Raw genomic sequence first — 17860 nt, forward strand, 5'->3', positions numbered from 1 at the left:
CTCGATCGTTCCGGGACTCGCTTTCAGTGATGATAGCTCGTTGCCGGCGCACCAGGGCGCTCCGCCGCCGCGTCGGGTGTCCCTGATGTCGTCGTCGCGCGATCATGGCCGGACCGGTCGCGGGGTCTCTGCGACCCATCTCGACCAGCGCGACGGTCACGGCGGCGCATTCCGGCGCTGCGGTTGCTGGTTCGTATCGCCCGTCGGGCTCAGGGGCCGGAGAGCGTCTCCTTGTAGGCGAAGATCCCCGGCGTCCCGCCGGTCATCAGGAACAGGACCGACGAGCCCGCCGGATAGAGCCCGGCGCGCACGTCGTGCAGCAGGCCCGCGAAAGCCTTGCCGCTGTAGACCGGGTCGAGCAGCTTGCCCTCGGTGCGGGCCATCAGCCGGACCGCTCCCAGCATGCCCTCCGTGGGGATGCCGTAGCCCGGCCCGCGATGGTGGCCGTCGAGGTTGATCGCCTCAGGCGACACGCGCCGGTCGGATCCGATTAGGGCGAGCGTAGCATTGGCCTTCTCCAGGACTTCAGCCCGGGCGCGGCCTTCCTCGGCGAGCACCGCGAAGGATTTCGCCAGCGTCGGGTCGAGATCCATGGCGGCGAGGCCGGCCACGAGCCCGGCGTGGGTGCCGGCGCTGCCGTTGGCGGTGATCACCTGCGCGAAGTGCACGCCCAGGTCGTCCGCCTGGGCGAGGATCTCGGCGGCGCAATTGGCGTAGCCGAGACAGCCGGTCGGGCTCGATCCGCCCGATGGGAAGACGTAGGCCCGGCGTCCCTCGGCCCGCAGTTCCGCAGCCCGCGCCTCGGCGGCCGCCAGGGAATCGGCGTCGCCGGGCAATTCGTGGACCGCGGCACCGAACACGTCGTCGAGCAGGCGGTTACCGTTGCCGGTATAGTCTGGGTCCTGGCGCGGCACGCTGCGGGTCAGAAACAACTCGCAGGCGAGACCCGCGCGCGCTGAAGCCGCGGCGGTGAGCCGGGCGTGATTGGACTGAATGGCGCCGACGGTGATGGCCGTGTCGGCGCCCTCTGCACGCGCGGCGCCGAGCAGGTATTCGAGCTTGCGAAGCTTGTTGCCGCCGAGGCCGATCCCGGCCACGTCATCGCGCTTCACGAAGAGCCGAACGCCGTTGAGGGCGGCGCCAAGATGGCGCATCAGCCCGTCTAGAGGCTCGATCGGGGTCGGCTGCGCGAGGAACGGCAGGCGGGGGAAGCGGGCGAGATCGAGATGGCGCATCGCGGCGATTCTACACCGCGCGGCGCGCCCTGTCCCGGGCTCGCGCGATGGAAGGCCCGCTTCCGTCGCTGAGGGATGCGGGCCCCGGCCACGGAAGAATCACTCGGCCGCAGGGATCCGCTCGCCTCGGGCGCGCAAACCCTTGCCGCGGGCGGTCTCATCCAGAGCGTCGGTGAATTGCAGGCTCGCCAGCTGCGCGTAGAGCGCACCCTGGGCGAGCAGGCTCTCGTGGGTCCCGGTCTCGACGATGCGGCCGTCGTCGAGGACCAGGATGCGGTCCGCGGCGCGGATGGTTGCAAGCCGGTGGGCGATCACCAGTGTGGTGCGCCCGCGCATCAGCGTATCGAGGGCGGCCTGGACCGCACGCTCGGATTCCGCGTCCAGCGCCGAGGTCGCCTCATCGAGGAGCAGGACAGGCGCATCCTTGAGGATCGCCCGGGCGATGGCGATACGCTGCCGCTGTCCGCCGGAGAGCGTCACGCCGCGCTCGCCGACCTGTGTCCCGTAGCCCTGCGGCAGCGCCATGATGAAGCCGTGCGCGTTGGCGAGTTCGGCCGCGCGCCGGATCTCCGCCTCGGCCGCCTCGGGGCGCCCGTAGCGGATGTTCTCGGAGACGCTGCCGGAAAACACCACCGGGTCCTGTGGGACCAGGGCGATGCGGGCGCGCAGGTGCTCGGGATCGACCTGCGCGATGTCGGTGCCGTCGACCAGCACGCGGCCGCCCTGCGGGTCGTAGAAGCGCAGGAGGAGCTGGAGCACCGTCGACTTGCCGGCCCCGGATGGACCTACGATGGCGATGCGCTCGCCGGGGGCGGCCGCGAAGCTCAGCCCGTCGAGGGCGGCATGTCCGGGGCGGGTCGGATACGCGAAGCGCACGGCTTCGAAGGTCACCGCGCCCTGCGCCGGCTCGGGCAGGGGCAGCGCTGGGGCGGGCGCGCGGATCGCGGGCTCGGTGGAGAGGATCTCGGTCAGCCGTTCGGCTGCGCCAGCCGACATGGCGAGGTCGCCGTAGACCTCGGAGAGCTGGCCGAGCGCGCCGGCGCCGAACACCGCGTAGAGCACGAATTGCGAGAGTTCGCCGCCGGTCATCGTGTGGTTGAGAACCCCTTGGGCGCCGTACCACATCACTCCGACGACCGAGGCCGAGATCAGGAAGATCGCAACGCCCGTGAGCAGCGCCCGCGCTCGGATCGAGTCCCGGGCGGCGGCATAGGCCTCCTCGGAAGCGGCGGCAAAACGGGCCGCCGTGGTGCCCGAACGTCCGAAGGCCTGCATGGTCCGCACCGCCCCGACCGCTTCGGCGGCATACGCGGAAGCGTCGGCCAGCCGGTCCTGCGCGGCCCGGGAGCGGCGGCGCACGCCGCGGCCGGAGACGATGAGCGGGAAGACGATGACCGGGATGGCCGCGAGCACCATCACCGAGAGGCGGGGACTCGTGATCACCATCATGGCGGTCGCGCCCACGAACAGGAACAGGTTGCGCAGCAGGATCGACACCGAGACGCCGAAGGCCGACTTGATTTGCGTCGCGTCCGCGGTGAGCCGGGAGACGATTTCACCGGATTGCGCACGGTCGAAGAAGGCGGGATCGAGGATCGTCAGCCGGGCGAAGACGGCGCTACGCAGATCCGCCACCACGCGCTCGCCCAGTGTCACCACCGTGTAGACCCGCGCCGCACTCGACAGGGCGAAGGCCGCGACAACGCCCAGCAGGGCCAGGAAGTAGGCGTCGATCACCTCCGATCCGTCGGCCGTGAAGCCGTGGTCGATCACCCGGCGCATGGCGATCGGGACCACCAGCGTCGAGGCCGAGGCGCAGACGAGGGCGAGGAGCCCAGCGATGATCCGCCCGCGATAGCGCAGGGCGAAAGGAAGCAGAGGCCGCAGCGCGCTCAGCGGGGCTTTCGGCCGGCTTTCCGCGGCGGCTTTCTTCTTACGGGCCATCACGCCTCATGCGTCTCATCCCTCCCTATCCACCGGCGCTTGTTACCGGAGAAAGCCTGCGGTATACGCCGCCCCTCATCCGATTGCGCGTGTTCAATGGCCGCGGGCCGCCACCACGGTCGGCTTCGACGTGCCGTTGCACGAACCTACGGTTCGGCGCAACCGGTGACATCTTCCGCATTCCGGGCCGGGCGGCGCCTCTTGCGCTTCCCGCCGGCGTGCCAGAGCAGGGACGACAGGTCATGGCGAAGGACGCGGCCGCGAAGGCCAAGGGGACCGAGCACCCCGATTACCATTTCATCAAGGTCGTTATGACGGACGGCACCGAGTACCGGACCCGTTCGACCTACGGCAAGGAGGGCGATACCCTCAACCTCGACATCGACCCGCTCACCCACCCGGCCTGGACCGGTGGCGAGCAGAAGATGCTCGACCGCGGTGGCCGCGTCTCGCGGTTCAACTCCCGGTTCGGTAATCTCGGCAAGCGCTGAACCCTTCGCGGAGCAGGCGTGGCGCGTTCAGGACGGGCGGTTTCCTTGCGGGACCGCCCGTTTTCTTTCGCGGATCGCCTTGCCAGCCGTTCAAGTCTGTCACCGGGATGAGGGGGCAGGACTCGGGTGTTTCCCGGAAGAGTTTTGAATCTGATCAATTGCATCGTTGGGATTTAGAAATTTCGCGTTGGACTTTAGAATTAATGATTGTTGAATACGACAAATATAAAAGAATCCAACGAGTTGGCCGTCTCGGATCTATCTGAGGCAGTTTCCGCGGGCAAATCGAGGGACCTATGGACGATGTTGCGCCGACGCCTGCGCCTGCGTCGTCCAGCTGTGCCGAGCGCGCCGGAGCCGGACGTCGCATCCCGCTCGGAGGCCTCAACTTGAGGAGCGGCTCGCACGGTTACGCGGTGGCGATCGGCGCGGTCCTACTGGCCCTTGCGCTGCGCGCGCTTCTCCCTGGCGGATTCCCTTTCCTAACGTTCTATCCGGCGGTGATCCTGACCGCCTATTTCTGCGGCCCCAAGCCGGCCATCCTGTGCGCGGTTCTGTCAGGCCTCACGGTGTGGCTCCTGGTGTTGCCGACGAGTGCCCCGGCCACGGGCGCCTCATCGGTCGCGGCGATCCTGGGCCTGTATGCCCTCGTAGTGAGCGTCAACCTGATCGGGATCGGCGGGATGCAACGCTCCCAGGCGAAAAATGCCAGATTGTCGGAATCCCAGCGGATACTCACGCTTCAGCTTCAACGCGAAACCGAGCTGCGCGTGGCCAACCAGAGGCTCGCCGAGAAGACCCTACTGCTGGATCTCGCGCTTCAGGCCGCCGATGCCGGGACTTGGCGCTACTGCGTGGCCACGGGTCGCGCCCAGCTCTCCGAGCGCATGGCACGGCACAACGGCTTCGGGGATGAGGCGATCGAGATCGATATCGAGCGGGACTGGCGGACGCGCGTCCATCCCGAGGACGCCGAGCGGACGCTGGGCGATCTCCAGGCGGCCATCGCCAGCCGCGGAAGGTTCGTCGCCGATTACCGCGTGATCCTGCCGGATGGCAGGGTGCGCTGGATCGCTGGCCTGGGGCAGGTGGAGGTCGACGAGGCTGGAACGCCCTCGGAGGTCGTGGGCCTCAGCCTGGACATCACCGCCCGCAAAGAGGCCGAATCCAAGATCGCGCACCTCGCCTGCCACGACCCGCTGACCGGGCTCGCGAACCGGACCCTGTTTCACGCGCGCCTCGGCGAGGAGATCGCCCGGGCCGTCCGCCGCCAAGCGTCGTTCGCGCTGTTCTGTCTCGACCTCGACCGGTTCAAGGCCGTGAACGATACCCATGGTCATCTCGTCGGCGACGCACTGCTTCAGGTCGTGGCCGCGCGTATTCTCGGGGCGGTCCGGCAGGAGGATACGGTCGCCCGATTCGGCGGAGACGAGTTCGTGATTATCCAGACCGGGGCCGATCGGACGGCCTGCGCGACCGTCCTGGCGGAGCGCCTGATCGGCGCCGTGCGGGAGCCGATCGAGATCGAAGGTCACAGCCTGTCGGTGGGACTCAGCATCGGGATCGCCATGGTGCATGCCGGCGACGACGATTCCCTGGCGATCTACAGGCGCGCAGATCGAGCCCTTTACCGGGCGAAGGCCGAGGGCCGGAGTACATTCCGGTTCGCCGGCTGATCGCTCGGATGCTCAGGCGTCGCCGAGCCGGAACGCCATGCGCAACAGGCCCTGCTGCGCGGCCACCGGGCTCTCCACCGGCACGGGCGTCGGCCGGTCTTCCGCGATCAGCGAATCCAGATGGAGAATGCGGGCGTGCAGGCGGCGCGCCCGCAGGATCAGTTGCTGCAGGCGCATCGGCAGCAGGGTGAAATCTTCGGGCTTCGGCGGCTCGGCGGCACCGAGCTTGACCCGGTGCTTCTCCAGGAGGGCCTCGGCCGGGGTCATCTCGCCCTCGGCGACCGCCCGCTGCACCAGCAGCCAGGATGCGACCTGCATCAGTAGCGTTGTGAGGCGCATGCTCTCGGCGGCGTAGCTCAGCGTAGCGTCGCGGGAGACGAGGCGCGACTCGTCGCGGCCCTCGCCGTCGAGATAGGCCGCCGTCTCCTCCACGAGCATCATGCCGTCACGGAACAGCGCCTTGAACGCTTCGGAATTGACGTAGGTCTTGCCGAAGTCGACCCAGTCCCGATCGTCCCGGAACGTGACATCGAAGCCGTTCATGCTGCCTCTCCTGTGCCGCCCGACGGCCCTGACCGTCCCGGACCGGGACACCCCGGCCGTGGCTCTCCGACGACGCAGCAATCCTAGCGCCGAACCGCGGCAGCATCAGGGTTAGATCTTTTTTAACCTTAATGTGCCGGCCGATGGTTAAAATATGGCCTATGACGAGGCGGGCAAGCATTCTGGATGAGATCCGCCCGACGCCGAATACTCCGTACCTTCGTCCGGCATCGAACCGGTGGCAGCCGATCCGCGCGCCCTCGCTCTACGAAGGCCAAGCGCTGCGACCCGGGGCGGCCCGGTCCTCTCGGTTGGCCGCTCCGGGTCGCGCTTCGCGAGAGACGTCAGTGCTGATGCTGATGCTGGTGCGGGCCGCCGGGCGCGCTCGCGCCGATCGGCGCCACCGAGAACGTGACCGGCACGGCGCCGGCACGCCGGAAGCTCAGCGTCCCGGACACCGTCTCGCCGGCTTTCGGTGAGCCGGTGAGACCCTCGAACATCAGGTGGTAGCCACCCGGCTTCAGCTCGACGGTCTCGCCGGGCTTGATCGTCAGGCCGTCCGAGACCGGGGCCATCTTCATGACGCCGCCCTCCATCGACATGGAGTGGATGTCGCTTGACTTGGCGAAAGGCACTGCAGCGCCCGTGAGCGTATCCGGCGCCGTGCCGGTGTTGGTGATCCGCACGTAGCCGCCCGCGACCTTGGCGCCGTTCGGCGTGGCGCGCAGCCACGGCGTGTCGATCGTGAGGTCGCCGGCCTTGACGGGCTCGGCCTGCGCTGCGGTCGTGAGCAGGCCGAGGGCGAGGGTTATCGAGTAGAGAATCTTCATGGGAATGCTTCCGTCCTGAGGGATCCGATTGAGAAGATCGCTCAGGCCGCCGGTGGCCCCCGCGGCGGCGCGATACGCCCGGGCGGGGCGCGGGCGCGCGGTGTTTCTGCCGCGCTCCCGACCGTGCGTATACCCCCGACCAACGGCCAAGCCACCGGCTCGGGAGCGGTCCGGGCCGGAAGCGCGGCACCGGCGGCCTGGGCTGCCGTGCAGCAATCCGCGTAATCATGCGGGATCGCCTTGCCGGGACCTTCGTCGGCCTGCGCATGCCCGGTGCAGAGCCCGTCCACGGCGGCGGCCATCGGCGTCAGGCCGCCCAGGAAAAAGACGAGCAGGAACGCGTAGAGCGCGAGCACCGCCACGGCTGCCCGAAGGGTGCTTGCCCTGGAGCGGAGGTCGGTCTGGTTCGGGGTGGCCGGGCCGGACACCATGCTGCTCCTGCTGGCCATCCGGATCGGACGGTGGTGACGTGACTGCCACACCGGGCCGTTCGTGGCTGTTGCCACCGTGCCGCATCCGAACGCGGCGTGCGCTGGCGCACGGCGACGCCACAATCCGGCCCCTTCGATAGGGAGTCTTAACGGCATCCCGACACCGTGGCGGCCGAGAAAACCCGCTCTCGCCACGATTTGACGAACTCCGGACAAGAGCCAGCGACTGATGCGCATCAAGGCAACAAACCGGTTCACCGCGGTCCTGGGCGTCGCCGCCATCGGCACGCTCGGCATCGGCGCCGCCGCCGCCCGCGACCAGGGCAACTACGCCCAGGCCGAGTGGGCGCAGGATTACGCCTCCCCCGCGGGCATGCAGGTGCAGCGCGAGACCGTGCCGATCCTCTCGCCCCAGACCGTGGCGGCGACCGAACAGATGGTCGAGCGCTACAAGGACATCGTCGCCCGCGGCGGCTGGCGCCCCGTCTCCGGTGCCGAGCGCTTGCGCGTCGGCGCGAAGGGGCCGGCCGTGGCCGCCGTGCGCCAGCGCCTGATCGTCACCGGCGACCTCGATCCGGCCGCCGGCGGTTCAGGCGTGTACGATTCCTACGTCGCGGCCGGCGTGAAGCGGTTCCAGGCCCGCCACGGCCTCAGTCAGACCGGCGCGATGAGCCTCGCCACCCAGCAGGCCATGAACGTGCCCGCCGAGGTGCGGCTCCACCAGCTCGAGATCAACGTCGTGCGCCTGCGCTCCTATTCGGGCGACCTGGGGCGGCGCTTCGTGATCACCAATATCCCGGCCGCGCTGGTTGAGACCGTGGAGAACGGGCAGGTCGTGACGCTCCACGCCGCCGGCGTGGGTAAGATCGACCGCCAGTCGCCGATCATGAACACCAAGGCGACGCAGATCAATTTCAACCCGACCTGGACGGTCCCGGCTTCCATCGTGAAGAAGGACCTGATCCCGAAGATGCAGAAGGATCCGAACTACCTCACCGACAACAAGATCCACATCCTGTCGGGCAGCGGCGAGATTTCGCCCAAGGCTGTGAACTGGTTCTCGGACGAGGGTACGCGCTACACCTACCGCCAGGAATCCGGCGCCGACTTCAATTCGATGGGGATCGTGCGCATCAACATCCCGAACCCCTACGGCGTGTTCATGCACGACACGAACACCAAGGGCGTGTTCGGCGACGACTTCCGCTTCATCTCTTCCGGCTGCGTCCGCGTGCAGAACGTGCGCGAGTACATCACGTGGCTCCTGAAGGACACGCCCGGCTGGGGCCGCGAGCAGGTCGAGCAGGCGATCGAGAGCGGCAAGCGCATCGACGCCAACATCGCCCAGCCGGTGCCGGTTTACTGGACCTACATCACCGCATGGTCGACCCCGGACGGCCTCGTGCAGTTCCGAGACGACATCTACAAGCGCGACGGCGTGAACGTGCCCTCGACCATCGGGGCGCCGACCCCGGTCGCCAGCGCCGAGCCGCTGCCCCAGACCTTCGAGCCCGGCGACGAGGAATAAGCCGTCTCACCGTGCGTCGGAGCCTTCGGTCCGGCGTGGATTCTACGAGGCCCGCCCCCTGCCCGGGGTGCGGGCCTCGTGCGTTCCGGGCCGCGGTGTCATCGGGCGGTCAAACGAGTCTGCTTGGCCGTGGGAGAGCCCGGTAGGAGGCCCCCATGGCGCGCGAGTCAACCTCCCCAAACGGATACCTCACCCGACGGGAGGCCGTGGCCGGCGCCGCGGCTCTCGGGCTGGTCGCGGGCCGGGCCGGAGCCCAGGAGGCCGTCGAGGCCATGGGGATCGTCTACGCGGCCGGTTCGGCCGGAGCCGGCCGGGTCCCGCTGCCCGACGTGCTGGTCTCTAACGGGCGCGAGGTCGTGCGCACGGATGGCCAGGGCCGCTACCGCCTGCCGATGCCTGGGGACGGCGCGGTCTTCGTGATCAAGCCGCCGGGTTACGCCCTGCCGTGCGACGCCGACAACGTGCCCCGCCGCTCCTACATCCACCAGCCGGGCGGCACCCCCGCCGGCCTCGGCCTGCGCTACGCGGGTCTGACGCCCACCGGCCCGCTGCCTGCCTCGATCGACTTCACCCTGACCCGCGTGGACGAGCCCGCGGATTTCGACGTCATCCTGTTCACCGATCCGCAGCCTGAGAGCCGGTTCGAGCTCGACCACGTGCGCGACACCGCTGTCGCCCGGGCCATGGCGATCCCGGCGGCCTTCGGCCTCACGCTGGGCGACGTGATGTTCGACGATCTCTCGCTCTACGGCCGCTCCAACCGCATCGTCGGCCGGATCGGCCTGCCCTGGTACAGCCTGCCGGGCAACCACGACCTCAACATGCAGGCCCCGGACGCCCGTTACAGCCGCGAGACCTGGAAGCGTGTGTTCGGCGCCCCGAGCTATGCCTTCCGGCACGGACGGGTGCTGTTCGTGATGCTCGACAACGTCGAGTGGCTCGGGCCGCCGGTCCCGGTCGGGGCAAATACCTACCGGGGCCATATCGGCGAGCGGACCCTCGCCTTCCTGCGCAATCTCCTGGCCGAGGTCCCCCGGGACGACCTGATCGTCCTGGCCACCCACATCCCGCTGCAGACCGATACCGGCGACGATCCGCGGAGTGCGACGATCGACCGGGTCGCCCTCCTCGAAGTCCTGGCGGACCGCAAGGTGCTGAGCCTTGCCGGACACACTCACACCACCGAGCACCACTATCTGGCAGATGGGCACCACCATCACGTTCTCACAGCGGTATCGGGCTCGTGGTGGAGCGGTCCGGATACCCGCACCGGAATTCCGTCGGCCGATAGCCGCGACGGCACGCCCAACGGCTTCCACGTTCTCTCGGTCCGCGGCACCGATTACACGACGCGCTACGTCACCGCGCAGGGCGAGCCGGACGAGACGATGCGGATCGCGTTCGAGAGTGAGCTGCGGCCTGCCGCCCCGGAGGTCTTCCGGTCGACCAGGCCGATCCAGGCGTTGCGGCCGCCGATCCCGCAGGACGCGCTGGGGGACACCAAGTTGGTGGTCAATGTCTTCGACGGAGGCCCACGCACGAGCCTGACCTACCGGATCGGCGACCGGGTGCCGGAGGCGATGGCGCGCACCCGCCGGCTCGATCCGTTCGTCACCGAACTGTACGCGCGCTACCCGGAGACGAAGAAGAGCTGGGTGCAGGCGACGGCCTCAACCCATATCTGGACCGCGCGCCTACCCGAGGACCTCGCGCCCGGCGCCCACCGGCTTACGGTCGAGGGAACGGACGAGTACGGGCGCCCGATCCGCGCTTTCGCGGCGATCGAGATCATCGGCGAGCGGATTTAGAGCGGGCGACGAATCAATAACTGGCAGAATATCGTGCGAATTCCGTTCGTGTTTTGAAGAAATCATGGGCGATAAAGGTCTGCGCTCTATTGCCAATGCAGGACGGAGGCCGGCGAGCTGCGGCTGTCTGCTTCAGCGCCGCTGAAATGCTTATCGCCCTATGAAAATCCAAGTTCTCGGTTGGGATCCGTCGTATGTCTGAGCTTTTTCCGGATGATACGATCTATAAAAATCATCTATACCGACGAGATTGGAGCGGCATCGCGTGAAGAATTTATCGATCCGTAAAATAATTCAATCAATTTCGATATTATTGCGATAATAATGGCCGTCAATGCTGCAGATTCGATTATGTTTTGAACAAAGCGTCCAAATATGTTGTGTAATGCGAATAAAATAAAATTCGATGCGACCAAGAAAACCAGAATGTGATGCCCGGGAAGCGTTATAATCGGAGAGAGCTTGATGCGTTTGACGATTTCCATGCTCACCGCACGATAAAGCAAGAGGAACAGGGCCGGCCCCGCTACCCACAATGTTGACGGCGGAAAACGAGAGGCGAGATGATCGTCTGTCATCGCAACAGCGACAAATGTATAAGTCGCCAGGGCGGCCAAAAAAAATTCGAGGTGGCTGGGTGGACCCTTCCTCGGCGCATAGTAGGATCCCAAAAAAACCCATATTGCATACGGTGCGAGCGGGAAAGATACAGCGTTTTTCGTGCCGATGAGGATTGGTACCCAAGGCAGATCTTCCGACTCAATATGAAAGCATCCACATAAGACTGAAATTCCGGAGACCATAATTAGACAGGTCGGATTTCCGCTGACAAGACTCAGTTCTTTGCCGAGCCAAATCATCACGATGCTCATAGCAAAAAGCGAAGCGAGAAATTCGCCGTGTCCCGGTAGGTACATCAGTGTAGCCACGTCAAGGATGCGCGTGGCCGACCATCCGGCACCGTCAATCAAGACGAGATGGGCAATTGCAGTCAGGTAGAACGCGAGCAGAATTTTCGCTGGCCCTCTGAGCCGATCCCAGGCGGTTCTGACTTTATTGGTGCCGAAAGAAAGTGTTGTGCCCCAACCGAAAGCGAATAAAAATCCTGAGAAGCTTACAAGATTTACATAGTTCGATATGCATTTCGCAAATATATCGATTGGCTCCTGAAGGAGCTGAATAGTATGAGCGAGAACCATCCCGACGACGAGAAACGTCTTGAATAGATCAAGATCGACACGCCTGCTGAGGCGCTCACTCTTGTCAGGCAAGATGGGGCCTCAGCCAATGTATTGGACCGTGACCATAAATACGGTCGCGATTTTAAAATAAACTCAGATCCGTAAATATTACGTGAACTATTTATTCAATCTCGTCTGAGGCATTCGAAAAATATTTGGTGGATCGGAAATTCGGCCTCAGATCCCCTTGTGCGAGGCATGTTCCCTCGACGGCCAGACGTGGAACGATCTCAGATCGTAGGAGCGGATCCGTGCGCGACTGCAACGCCCGACATCGCGGGCGCCAAGGAAAAATGCCTTCCCGGCCGATCTCGCATCCGGCCGGGAGACACACATCATGTTGGATCCGGATCGGGTGGCCCCGATCCGGATGGGCAGGGCGGATTTCAGGCTGCCAACTGGCGGCTGCCGTGGCCGCCTTCCTGGATCTCCTCGACGATCTTGGCGCAAAAGGCGTCGAGATCGTCTGGATTGCGGCTTGTGACGATGCCCTGATCGGTCACGACCTCCTTGTCGTGCCAGCGGCCACCGGCATTGATCACGTCGGTGCGGATCGACGTGAACGAAGTCATGTCGCGGCCCTTGGCCGCGCCCGCCTCTATGAGTAGCCAGGGCGCGTGGCAGATCGCGGCGACGACCTTGCCGGTGGTCAGGAAGCTCTTGATCACCTCCAGGGCCTTGGGCTCGAGGCGCAATTTGTCGGGGTTGATCTGCCCGCCCGGCAGGACCAGGGCATCGTAGGCCGCGGGATCGACCCGCTCGAGGTCTATATCGACCGCGACTTCCCTACCCCAATCGGTCTTGTCCCAGCCGCGGATCGTGCCCTTGCTCTCGCGCGATTGCGGGGCTGCCACGGTCACGGTCGCGCCGGCCTGGGCCAGCTTGGATTGCGGCAGCGTCAGCTCGCTCTCCTCGAAGCCGTCGGTGGCGAGGATCAGGATCTTGGCTTGGCGGATATCGGGCATGAGGGCCTCCGTACTGGGGATCTGTCCGGCTAACGGAGGGCCTGGTGCCGTCGTTCCCCGTCGCATGACCTCGGGCCGCGATCTGCGGAACCCCCTGGGTGAGCGGCCCGTTGGTCCAGCATCCCGAAAACCATGAGGAGCCGCGTCATGGCCAATCCCGGCCTACCCGAGCCTACGCCTGGCGATCTGCCACCTCCGCCGCCCCCGCCGGACGAAGAGCCCGATATCGGCCCGACCGGGCCGCGCACGCCCTATCCCGTGAACGATCCGGGCATCGGCGAGCCGGGCGGTCCGGGCTCCGAGCCTGACATCTTCCCCGGCACGCCGACGGATCCCGGCACGCGGATGTGAGACGCGCCGACCCGGCGAAGATCGATGGCCGACGATCAATGCCCTCCGTGCGACGTGCGGACGTCGCGCGGCGCACTAAGGATCTCCGAGAGGCTTGTTACGACGTGGCGGGCCTCCTCGTCGGTCAGGCGCAGCTGGAACGGCGGCAGCGCCCCCGCCTGCAAGGCGACCACGGCCTGACCCTCATCATCGGTGCCGATCTCGATGGCCGAGGATGTCACGTCGAGCATGGCGACTTCCTCGTCGCCCAGGCCTTCGGTGATGTCAGGCTCGTCCGTGTCGTCGATCGCCGTGAGCAGTTGCCCGACGGCACGGACAAGGGCCCGGGCGGCGCGGGCGTCCATCACCACGGCCGTCGCCTGATCGTCCTTCTGGAAGGAGAGCTGGATGTTCGCGCCTTCCAGCGAGACCGAAATGCCTGCCATGTACCGCTCGGAGCCACTTGCCTTAACTGTCTGTCCACGTTCCGTATATGCATCGTGAACGCGGGGAAACACAGGGGGGCGGTCGTTGCCGACGCGGCAGCGGCGAAGCCTCGGCGCAGAAGTCGCGGCCCGACCGCCTTGTTGCCGCCGCAGCCAGCGCCTAAATAGGAGTTCGGGGGGCTTACCCACCGAGACTGACGCTCTTCAAGGTTCAGCGTCTCGCGCCCCGCCGCACTGGCCAATCCAGCAAGACCGTGGTGCATGACGCGGCCCTCTCGCCGCGCGCATGGCCTATGGACGATGAGGTAGACTACGTGAACACCGGCACTGTGAAGTGGTTCAACGAGACCAAGGGTTACGGCTTCATCCAGCCCGACGACGGCGGCAAGGACGTGTTCGTCCATATCTCGGCTGTCGAGCGCGCTGGGATGCGCAACCTGATCGAGGGCCAGCGGATCACTTACGAGATCCTCACGGACAAGCGCAGCGGCAAGGACGCCGCCGGAAACCTCCAGGCGGCCTGACCGTCATCCGGGTTTGAACCGGCCGCATGATGCGGCTCCCCCTTCCGACGCTTCCGACCCAGGGCGAGACCGTCCGGGACTGGTCGCGCCGGAGGCAATATCGCCAGAAACGACGCCGGGCGCACACAGACGTCCGGTTCATAAAAGAAAAGACACGTAAACAGATGATGTTCGAATTCACCCGCCGTCGCGGCGTCCGCTCCCCCGTCACGGATGCGCCGACCTTTCGGGTCGGCCGGCTGGCCCGGGCGAAGACCGCCAACGAGACCGGGGCCGATCTCAGCCACCTGATCGACCGGTCCTACAACTACCATTCCCCGCGAGAGCTGCACTGGCATCTCGCCGAGCGGCTCGGGCTCGCGCCCGGTTCCGTGATCGTACGTGAAGCCGTGGCGGCCTGAGGGCCGACGCCGCCTTCAGCACTCTAAGCGGCCGCGCCCGATCCCAGATCGGGCGCACGGCGCCCGCATTCACCGATCCCAGGCAGTCAGCACCGGGTCTCGCAACGCGACCGGCGCGGCCAGCAGTTCGCCGTGGACCGGATCGGCCCGGTTATATGTCGTCGCCTGCCCGCTGAGATCGCAGACCATGCCCCCCGCCTCGCGCAGGACGAGGTCCGCGGCTGCGATGTCCCAATCGCGGGCATTGCCCGAGATCAGACCGACATCGACCGTCCCCTCAGCCACCCGGGCGAGCCGCAAGGCGAGCGACGGGATGCGGTCGATGCGGGCGAAATCCGTATCGGGCCCGGCGCCTCGCGCCAGCCGGTCGAGCATCGGCTTCGGCCCGGTGATGCGCGCGCCCGGCAGCGATTCGCGGGGGTGGACCCGGATCGGCTCGCCGTTCCGGGTCGCTCCGCGGCCGCGCACCGCCTCGTAATCCGCCGCGCCCGCCGGCGCATGCACGAACCCGATCATTGGCTGGCCCTCGGCCAGGAGGGCGACCGCGATCGACCAGTCGGGATGGCCCGAGAGGAAGGCACGGGTGCCGTCGATCGGGTCGACGATCCAGACGAGATCGTGGCCGATGCGTACGGGATCGTCCGCGGTCTCTTCGGACAGCCACGCCGCGCCCGGCACGAGTGCGCTCAGGCGAACCTTCAGGAAGGCGTCGACCGCCACGTCGGCCTCCGTCACCGGCGAGCCACCGGCCTTCGACCAGATCCGGGCCGTGGTCTGGCCGCCGAGCCTGAAGAACGGGCGTGCGATGTCGGCCGCCTCGCGCATGATCGCGCGCAGTTCCGGCATCAGGGCGGATACGGCCTCGTCGGTGATGGGCTCGGGCATCGCGCTCCGCGGGGAATCCGTGAGGCCCGGAACGGGCCGCCCGCCCGGCCTTGAGAGCCGGCGCGGCTGAAAATCGAGAGTGCCGGGCGCCCGCCGCCCGGTGCCGCCTGTTGTAGGGCGCCTCCCGCACCGCCACAAGGATCGGAACGGCGGCTGCGTCGATCGATCGACACTGCTCGATCTTCGCAAGGAAATGTTGAGCATTCAAGGAAGCATTGAGCATTCCGCAAATGACTGCGCCGTCCAGAATCGCTTAACGACGGCTCTTAAGCTGCGCGGAGGAGATCGGGTGCGATTTTGCTTGGCATAACGGACGGCCCCGCTGGGACCGCCACTTGCTCCAGGGACTCGGACAGATGAACACTTCCCCATTCACGGACGAACGCCGCGCAGGACATCCGATGCACGCCGCCGAGGCCGCTCCCCGTTTTGCCGCCTCGCCGCTCCCGGTGATCGGCCGGTCCTCTGGCGCCCGGGCTGTCACGGCGATCGCCCTGGCCTATGCCATCGAGGACGCCGAGATCTGCGGCGCCGACCGCTTCAGCCTGATCTTGGTGGATGCCGAGGGCGCAGAGGTTCACCGCCTCGGCAACTTCGACGAGGACGATGTCGTCGCCGTGTGGCGCGACATCGCCGCCCGGGCCGGGCTTGTGCGGATGATCGTCCGGGAGGACGGCGTGCTCGTGCCGGTCTCCCAGCAGATCGGTCGGCTGATCCTCGGACAGGTGCGCATCCGCCGGCGGCATGCCGGGCTCGGCGCCCGCCGTCCGCGCTTCCTGGCCCGCCGCAAGACCGGCCGCCTGCCGGCCCGCCCGCAGATCTTCCGCGGCGAGAACGAGATCATCGCCCGCAGCTGACCGTCCTCCGAACCGTCAGGACAGGCCCCGCAGCAGCGCGTCCGCGGAAAGGCCGGCGAACAGGATCAGCCCGGCGCCCCGATTCGAGCGAAACAGGGTGAGCGCCCCGCGCCCGTCGCGCTCCCGCAGCGACAGGACTTGCCAGCCGAGATGGGCGGCGAACGCCGCGACCCCGAGATAGCCGACGAGGCCCGCACCCGCGCCTCGGGCCGCTAGCGCCACCAACAGGGACGCCAGCGCGTAGCACAGGCCCACCGCGAGCCGCAGGCGCCGACCGAAAAGGCGGGCTGAGCTGCGGATCCCCGCGATCTCGTCATCCTCGATGTCCTGAACCGCATAGATCGTGTCGTAACCCACGACCCAGCAGAGCGCGCCCGCGTACAGCAGCAGCGCCGGCGGATCGAGGCGGGCGAACACCGCCGCCCAACCCATCAGCGCACCCCACGAGAAGGCCAGCCCCAGCACCGCCTGCGGCAGCGGCATTACGCGCTTCATGAACGGGTAGATCGCCACCGGCACCAGGGAGCACAGCCCCACGACCACGGCCTGATCGTTGAACTGCAGCAGCACGGCGAGCCCGATGAGGGCCTGGACCACCAGGAACACGGCCGCATGGCGCGGGCGGACCTGCCCGGAGGGGAGGGGGCGCAGGCGCGTCCGCTCAACCTGCGCGTCGAGATCGCGGTCGGCGATGTCGTTGTAGGTCGAGCCTGCCCCGCGCATCGCCACCGCCCCGATCAGGAAAAGCAGGCAGTGCCAGGGGTCGGGGAAGGTCCGATCCGCCGCGATCGCCGCGAGGGCGGCCGACCACCAGCAGGGCAGGAGAAGGAGCCACCATCCCACCGGCCGGTCGATTCGTGCCAAGCGGAGGTAGGGGCGCCAGGGCCGCGGGGCCGCGCGTTCGACCCAGTGTCCGGCGACCGCGTCGGCGGGCCGCCCGTCCTGCAGCGCCGTGCCGCTCATCGGTTGGATCTCCGGTCGTCCCACGCCAATCCCGCTCCGTAGCAGAGGAGCATCCGCGCCGGATCCGTGATCCTCTCAAACGATCTTACAATGCGCCCTGCGGCAGCTTGAAGCTGCCGGTCAAGCCCGGGCCGCCCAGCAAGCCGCTGCTGGCGCCGTTCTGGGCCTGGGCGCGAGCCTGGGCTTCCATCTTGGTGGCTTGGACCGCCACATTGCAGATCTTGGTGCGGATGCCGCTGACCTTGAGGTGGTCGGCCTTGAAGCCTTCGGCGAAGGAATCGGGGATCGAGCACCATTCCTTGTTGGCGGCGATCCACTTCAGCCCCTCGGCGCCGTTGGCCTGAAGCTTGCCGAACAGCGCGCAGGCCTCCTGCGGCGTCATCTTCTTCTTGGAGTTCGATGCGGCGTTCGCGCGGGAGATCAACGCCTTCCGGTCCGCCAGAGTCTTCTGGATGGTGCCGCATTCCGGCGCCGCGCCCTGCGCGAAAGCCGCCGTCCCGAACAGCAGGCTGCCGACGAGCGCCACCGCTCCCAGACTCAAGCTCCCATGTGCCATCCCGCGACTCCTTCGAGGTCCTTGCAGAAGCCCGCGCGACGCCGGCCCCGTTCCCTTACCCTGGGTTCGCCATAGGAATGTGGCGTCAATCGAGCGGCAAACCGGCCACGCCATGCGCTCGTGTGCAGGGCGCCAAAAACCGTCACGCGTAACTATCTGGCAACACTTTCGGGCGCGGGTGCCGGCGCGGCGCGTTGACAGGTCCG

General features: G+C 67.1%; 19 protein-coding genes. 8 read left to right on the plus strand and 11 right to left on the minus strand.

The window, feature by feature from the left end:
• Nucleotides 1–209: 209 nt before the first annotated feature.
• Nucleotides 210–1235 carry a D-cysteine desulfhydrase family protein gene (locus Q8W67_RS20920; RefSeq protein WP_305549589.1) on the minus strand — a complete coding sequence of 342 codons (1026 nt, stop codon included), beginning with the start codon at nucleotides 1233–1235 and terminating at the stop codon, nucleotides 210–212.
• A gap of 99 nt (nucleotides 1236–1334) precedes the next feature.
• Nucleotides 1335–3179, minus strand: coding sequence for an ABC transporter transmembrane domain-containing protein (locus Q8W67_RS20925; protein WP_305549591.1), 1845 nt, complete (start codon nucleotides 3177–3179; stop codon nucleotides 1335–1337).
• Nucleotides 3180–3421: 242 nt separating this feature from the next.
• Here Q8W67_RS20925 and rpmE point away from each other — a divergent pair, with 242 nt between their 5' ends.
• Entirely contained in the window at nucleotides 3422–3670 is a 249-nt protein-coding gene (rpmE, locus tag Q8W67_RS20930) for a 50S ribosomal protein L31 (protein ID WP_010682778.1), read from the plus strand.
• A gap of 389 nt (nucleotides 3671–4059) precedes the next feature.
• A complete protein-coding gene (locus Q8W67_RS20935) occupies nucleotides 4060–5346 on the plus strand; it encodes a diguanylate cyclase domain-containing protein (protein WP_305549595.1) in 1287 nt (428 codons plus the stop codon).
• A gap of 12 nt (nucleotides 5347–5358) precedes the next feature.
• Here the strand turns inward: Q8W67_RS20935 and Q8W67_RS20940 are convergent, their stop codons facing one another.
• The 3 genes from Q8W67_RS20940 to Q8W67_RS20950 all read right to left on the minus strand — a co-directional run bounded on the left by Q8W67_RS20940 (nucleotide 5359) and on the right by Q8W67_RS20950 (nucleotide 7150).
• Nucleotides 5359–5889, minus strand: coding sequence for a DUF1465 family protein (locus Q8W67_RS20940; protein ID WP_305549597.1), 531 nt, complete (start codon nucleotides 5887–5889; stop codon nucleotides 5359–5361).
• 344 nt (nucleotides 5890–6233) lie between these two features.
• The gene (locus tag Q8W67_RS20945) at nucleotides 6234–6719 is read right to left on the minus strand and encodes a copper chaperone PCu(A)C (protein WP_370693922.1); all 486 of its coding nucleotides are present in this window, start codon (nucleotides 6717–6719) and stop codon (nucleotides 6234–6236) included.
• A 41-nt stretch (nucleotides 6720–6760) separates the two neighbouring features.
• Nucleotides 6761–7150 carry a hypothetical protein gene (locus Q8W67_RS20950; protein ID WP_305549599.1) on the minus strand — a complete coding sequence of 130 codons (390 nt, stop codon included), beginning with the start codon at nucleotides 7148–7150 and terminating at the stop codon, nucleotides 6761–6763.
• A 229-nt stretch (nucleotides 7151–7379) separates the two neighbouring features.
• On the opposite strand from Q8W67_RS20950, the gene Q8W67_RS20955 reads away from it, so the two are divergent.
• Both Q8W67_RS20955 and Q8W67_RS20960 read left to right on the plus strand, forming a co-directional pair.
• Nucleotides 7380–8678 (plus strand): murein L,D-transpeptidase, encoded by a 1299-nt coding sequence (locus Q8W67_RS20955; RefSeq protein WP_305549601.1) that lies wholly within the window; start codon nucleotides 7380–7382, stop codon nucleotides 8676–8678.
• A gap of 155 nt (nucleotides 8679–8833) precedes the next feature.
• On the plus strand, nucleotides 8834–10486 hold the full coding sequence (locus Q8W67_RS20960; protein WP_305549603.1) for a calcineurin-like phosphoesterase family protein: 1653 nt from the start codon (nucleotides 8834–8836) through the stop codon (nucleotides 10484–10486).
• Nucleotides 10487–10722: 236 nt separating this feature from the next.
• Here Q8W67_RS20960 and Q8W67_RS20965 read toward each other — a convergent pair whose 3' ends face one another.
• Both Q8W67_RS20965 and Q8W67_RS20970 read right to left on the minus strand, forming a co-directional pair.
• On the minus strand, nucleotides 10723–11757 hold the full coding sequence (locus Q8W67_RS20965; protein ID WP_305549605.1) for a hypothetical protein: 1035 nt from the start codon (nucleotides 11755–11757) through the stop codon (nucleotides 10723–10725).
• A gap of 356 nt (nucleotides 11758–12113) precedes the next feature.
• Entirely contained in the window at nucleotides 12114–12692 is a 579-nt protein-coding gene (locus Q8W67_RS20970; RefSeq protein WP_305549607.1) for a type 1 glutamine amidotransferase domain-containing protein, read from the minus strand.
• A gap of 147 nt (nucleotides 12693–12839) precedes the next feature.
• Here Q8W67_RS20970 and Q8W67_RS20975 point away from each other — a divergent pair, with 147 nt between their 5' ends.
• The gene (locus Q8W67_RS20975; RefSeq protein WP_305549609.1) at nucleotides 12840–13043 is read left to right on the plus strand and encodes a hypothetical protein; all 204 of its coding nucleotides are present in this window, start codon (nucleotides 12840–12842) and stop codon (nucleotides 13041–13043) included.
• A 35-nt stretch (nucleotides 13044–13078) separates the two neighbouring features.
• On the opposite strand, the gene Q8W67_RS20980 is transcribed toward Q8W67_RS20975, so the two are convergent.
• Complete coding sequence (locus Q8W67_RS20980) at nucleotides 13079–13468, minus strand: hypothetical protein (RefSeq protein WP_305549611.1); 390 nt, start codon at nucleotides 13466–13468, stop codon at nucleotides 13079–13081.
• A gap of 314 nt (nucleotides 13469–13782) precedes the next feature.
• Here Q8W67_RS20980 and Q8W67_RS20985 point away from each other — a divergent pair, with 314 nt between their 5' ends.
• Both Q8W67_RS20985 and Q8W67_RS20990 read left to right on the plus strand, forming a co-directional pair.
• Entirely contained in the window at nucleotides 13783–13992 is a 210-nt protein-coding gene (locus Q8W67_RS20985) for a cold-shock protein (RefSeq protein ID WP_010682786.1), read from the plus strand.
• Nucleotides 13993–14156: 164 nt separating this feature from the next.
• Entirely contained in the window at nucleotides 14157–14393 is a 237-nt protein-coding gene (locus tag Q8W67_RS20990; RefSeq protein ID WP_305549613.1) for an AsnC family transcriptional regulator, read from the plus strand.
• Between the two features lie 69 nt (nucleotides 14394–14462).
• Here the strand turns inward: Q8W67_RS20990 and Q8W67_RS20995 are convergent, their stop codons facing one another.
• A complete protein-coding gene (locus tag Q8W67_RS20995; RefSeq protein ID WP_305549615.1) occupies nucleotides 14463–15278 on the minus strand; it encodes a 3'(2'),5'-bisphosphate nucleotidase CysQ in 816 nt (271 codons plus the stop codon).
• A gap of 401 nt (nucleotides 15279–15679) precedes the next feature.
• On the opposite strand from Q8W67_RS20995, the gene Q8W67_RS21000 reads away from it, so the two are divergent.
• The gene (locus Q8W67_RS21000) at nucleotides 15680–16135 is read left to right on the plus strand and encodes a DUF6101 family protein (protein WP_305549617.1); all 456 of its coding nucleotides are present in this window, start codon (nucleotides 15680–15682) and stop codon (nucleotides 16133–16135) included.
• A gap of 15 nt (nucleotides 16136–16150) precedes the next feature.
• Here Q8W67_RS21000 and ubiA read toward each other — a convergent pair whose 3' ends face one another.
• Nucleotides 16151–17098, minus strand: a complete 948-nt coding sequence (gene ubiA, locus Q8W67_RS21005) for a 4-hydroxybenzoate octaprenyltransferase (protein ID WP_305549619.1) — start codon at nucleotides 17096–17098, stop codon at nucleotides 16151–16153.
• 85 nt (nucleotides 17099–17183) lie between these two features.
• On the minus strand, nucleotides 17184–17654 hold the full coding sequence (locus Q8W67_RS21010; protein ID WP_305549621.1) for a hypothetical protein: 471 nt from the start codon (nucleotides 17652–17654) through the stop codon (nucleotides 17184–17186).
• Nucleotides 17655–17860: the final 206 nt, after the last annotated feature.

Source organism: Methylobacterium sp. NEAU K (assembly GCF_030700285.1).
In the GTDB taxonomy this organism is placed as follows: domain Bacteria; phylum Pseudomonadota; class Alphaproteobacteria; order Rhizobiales; family Beijerinckiaceae; genus Methylobacterium.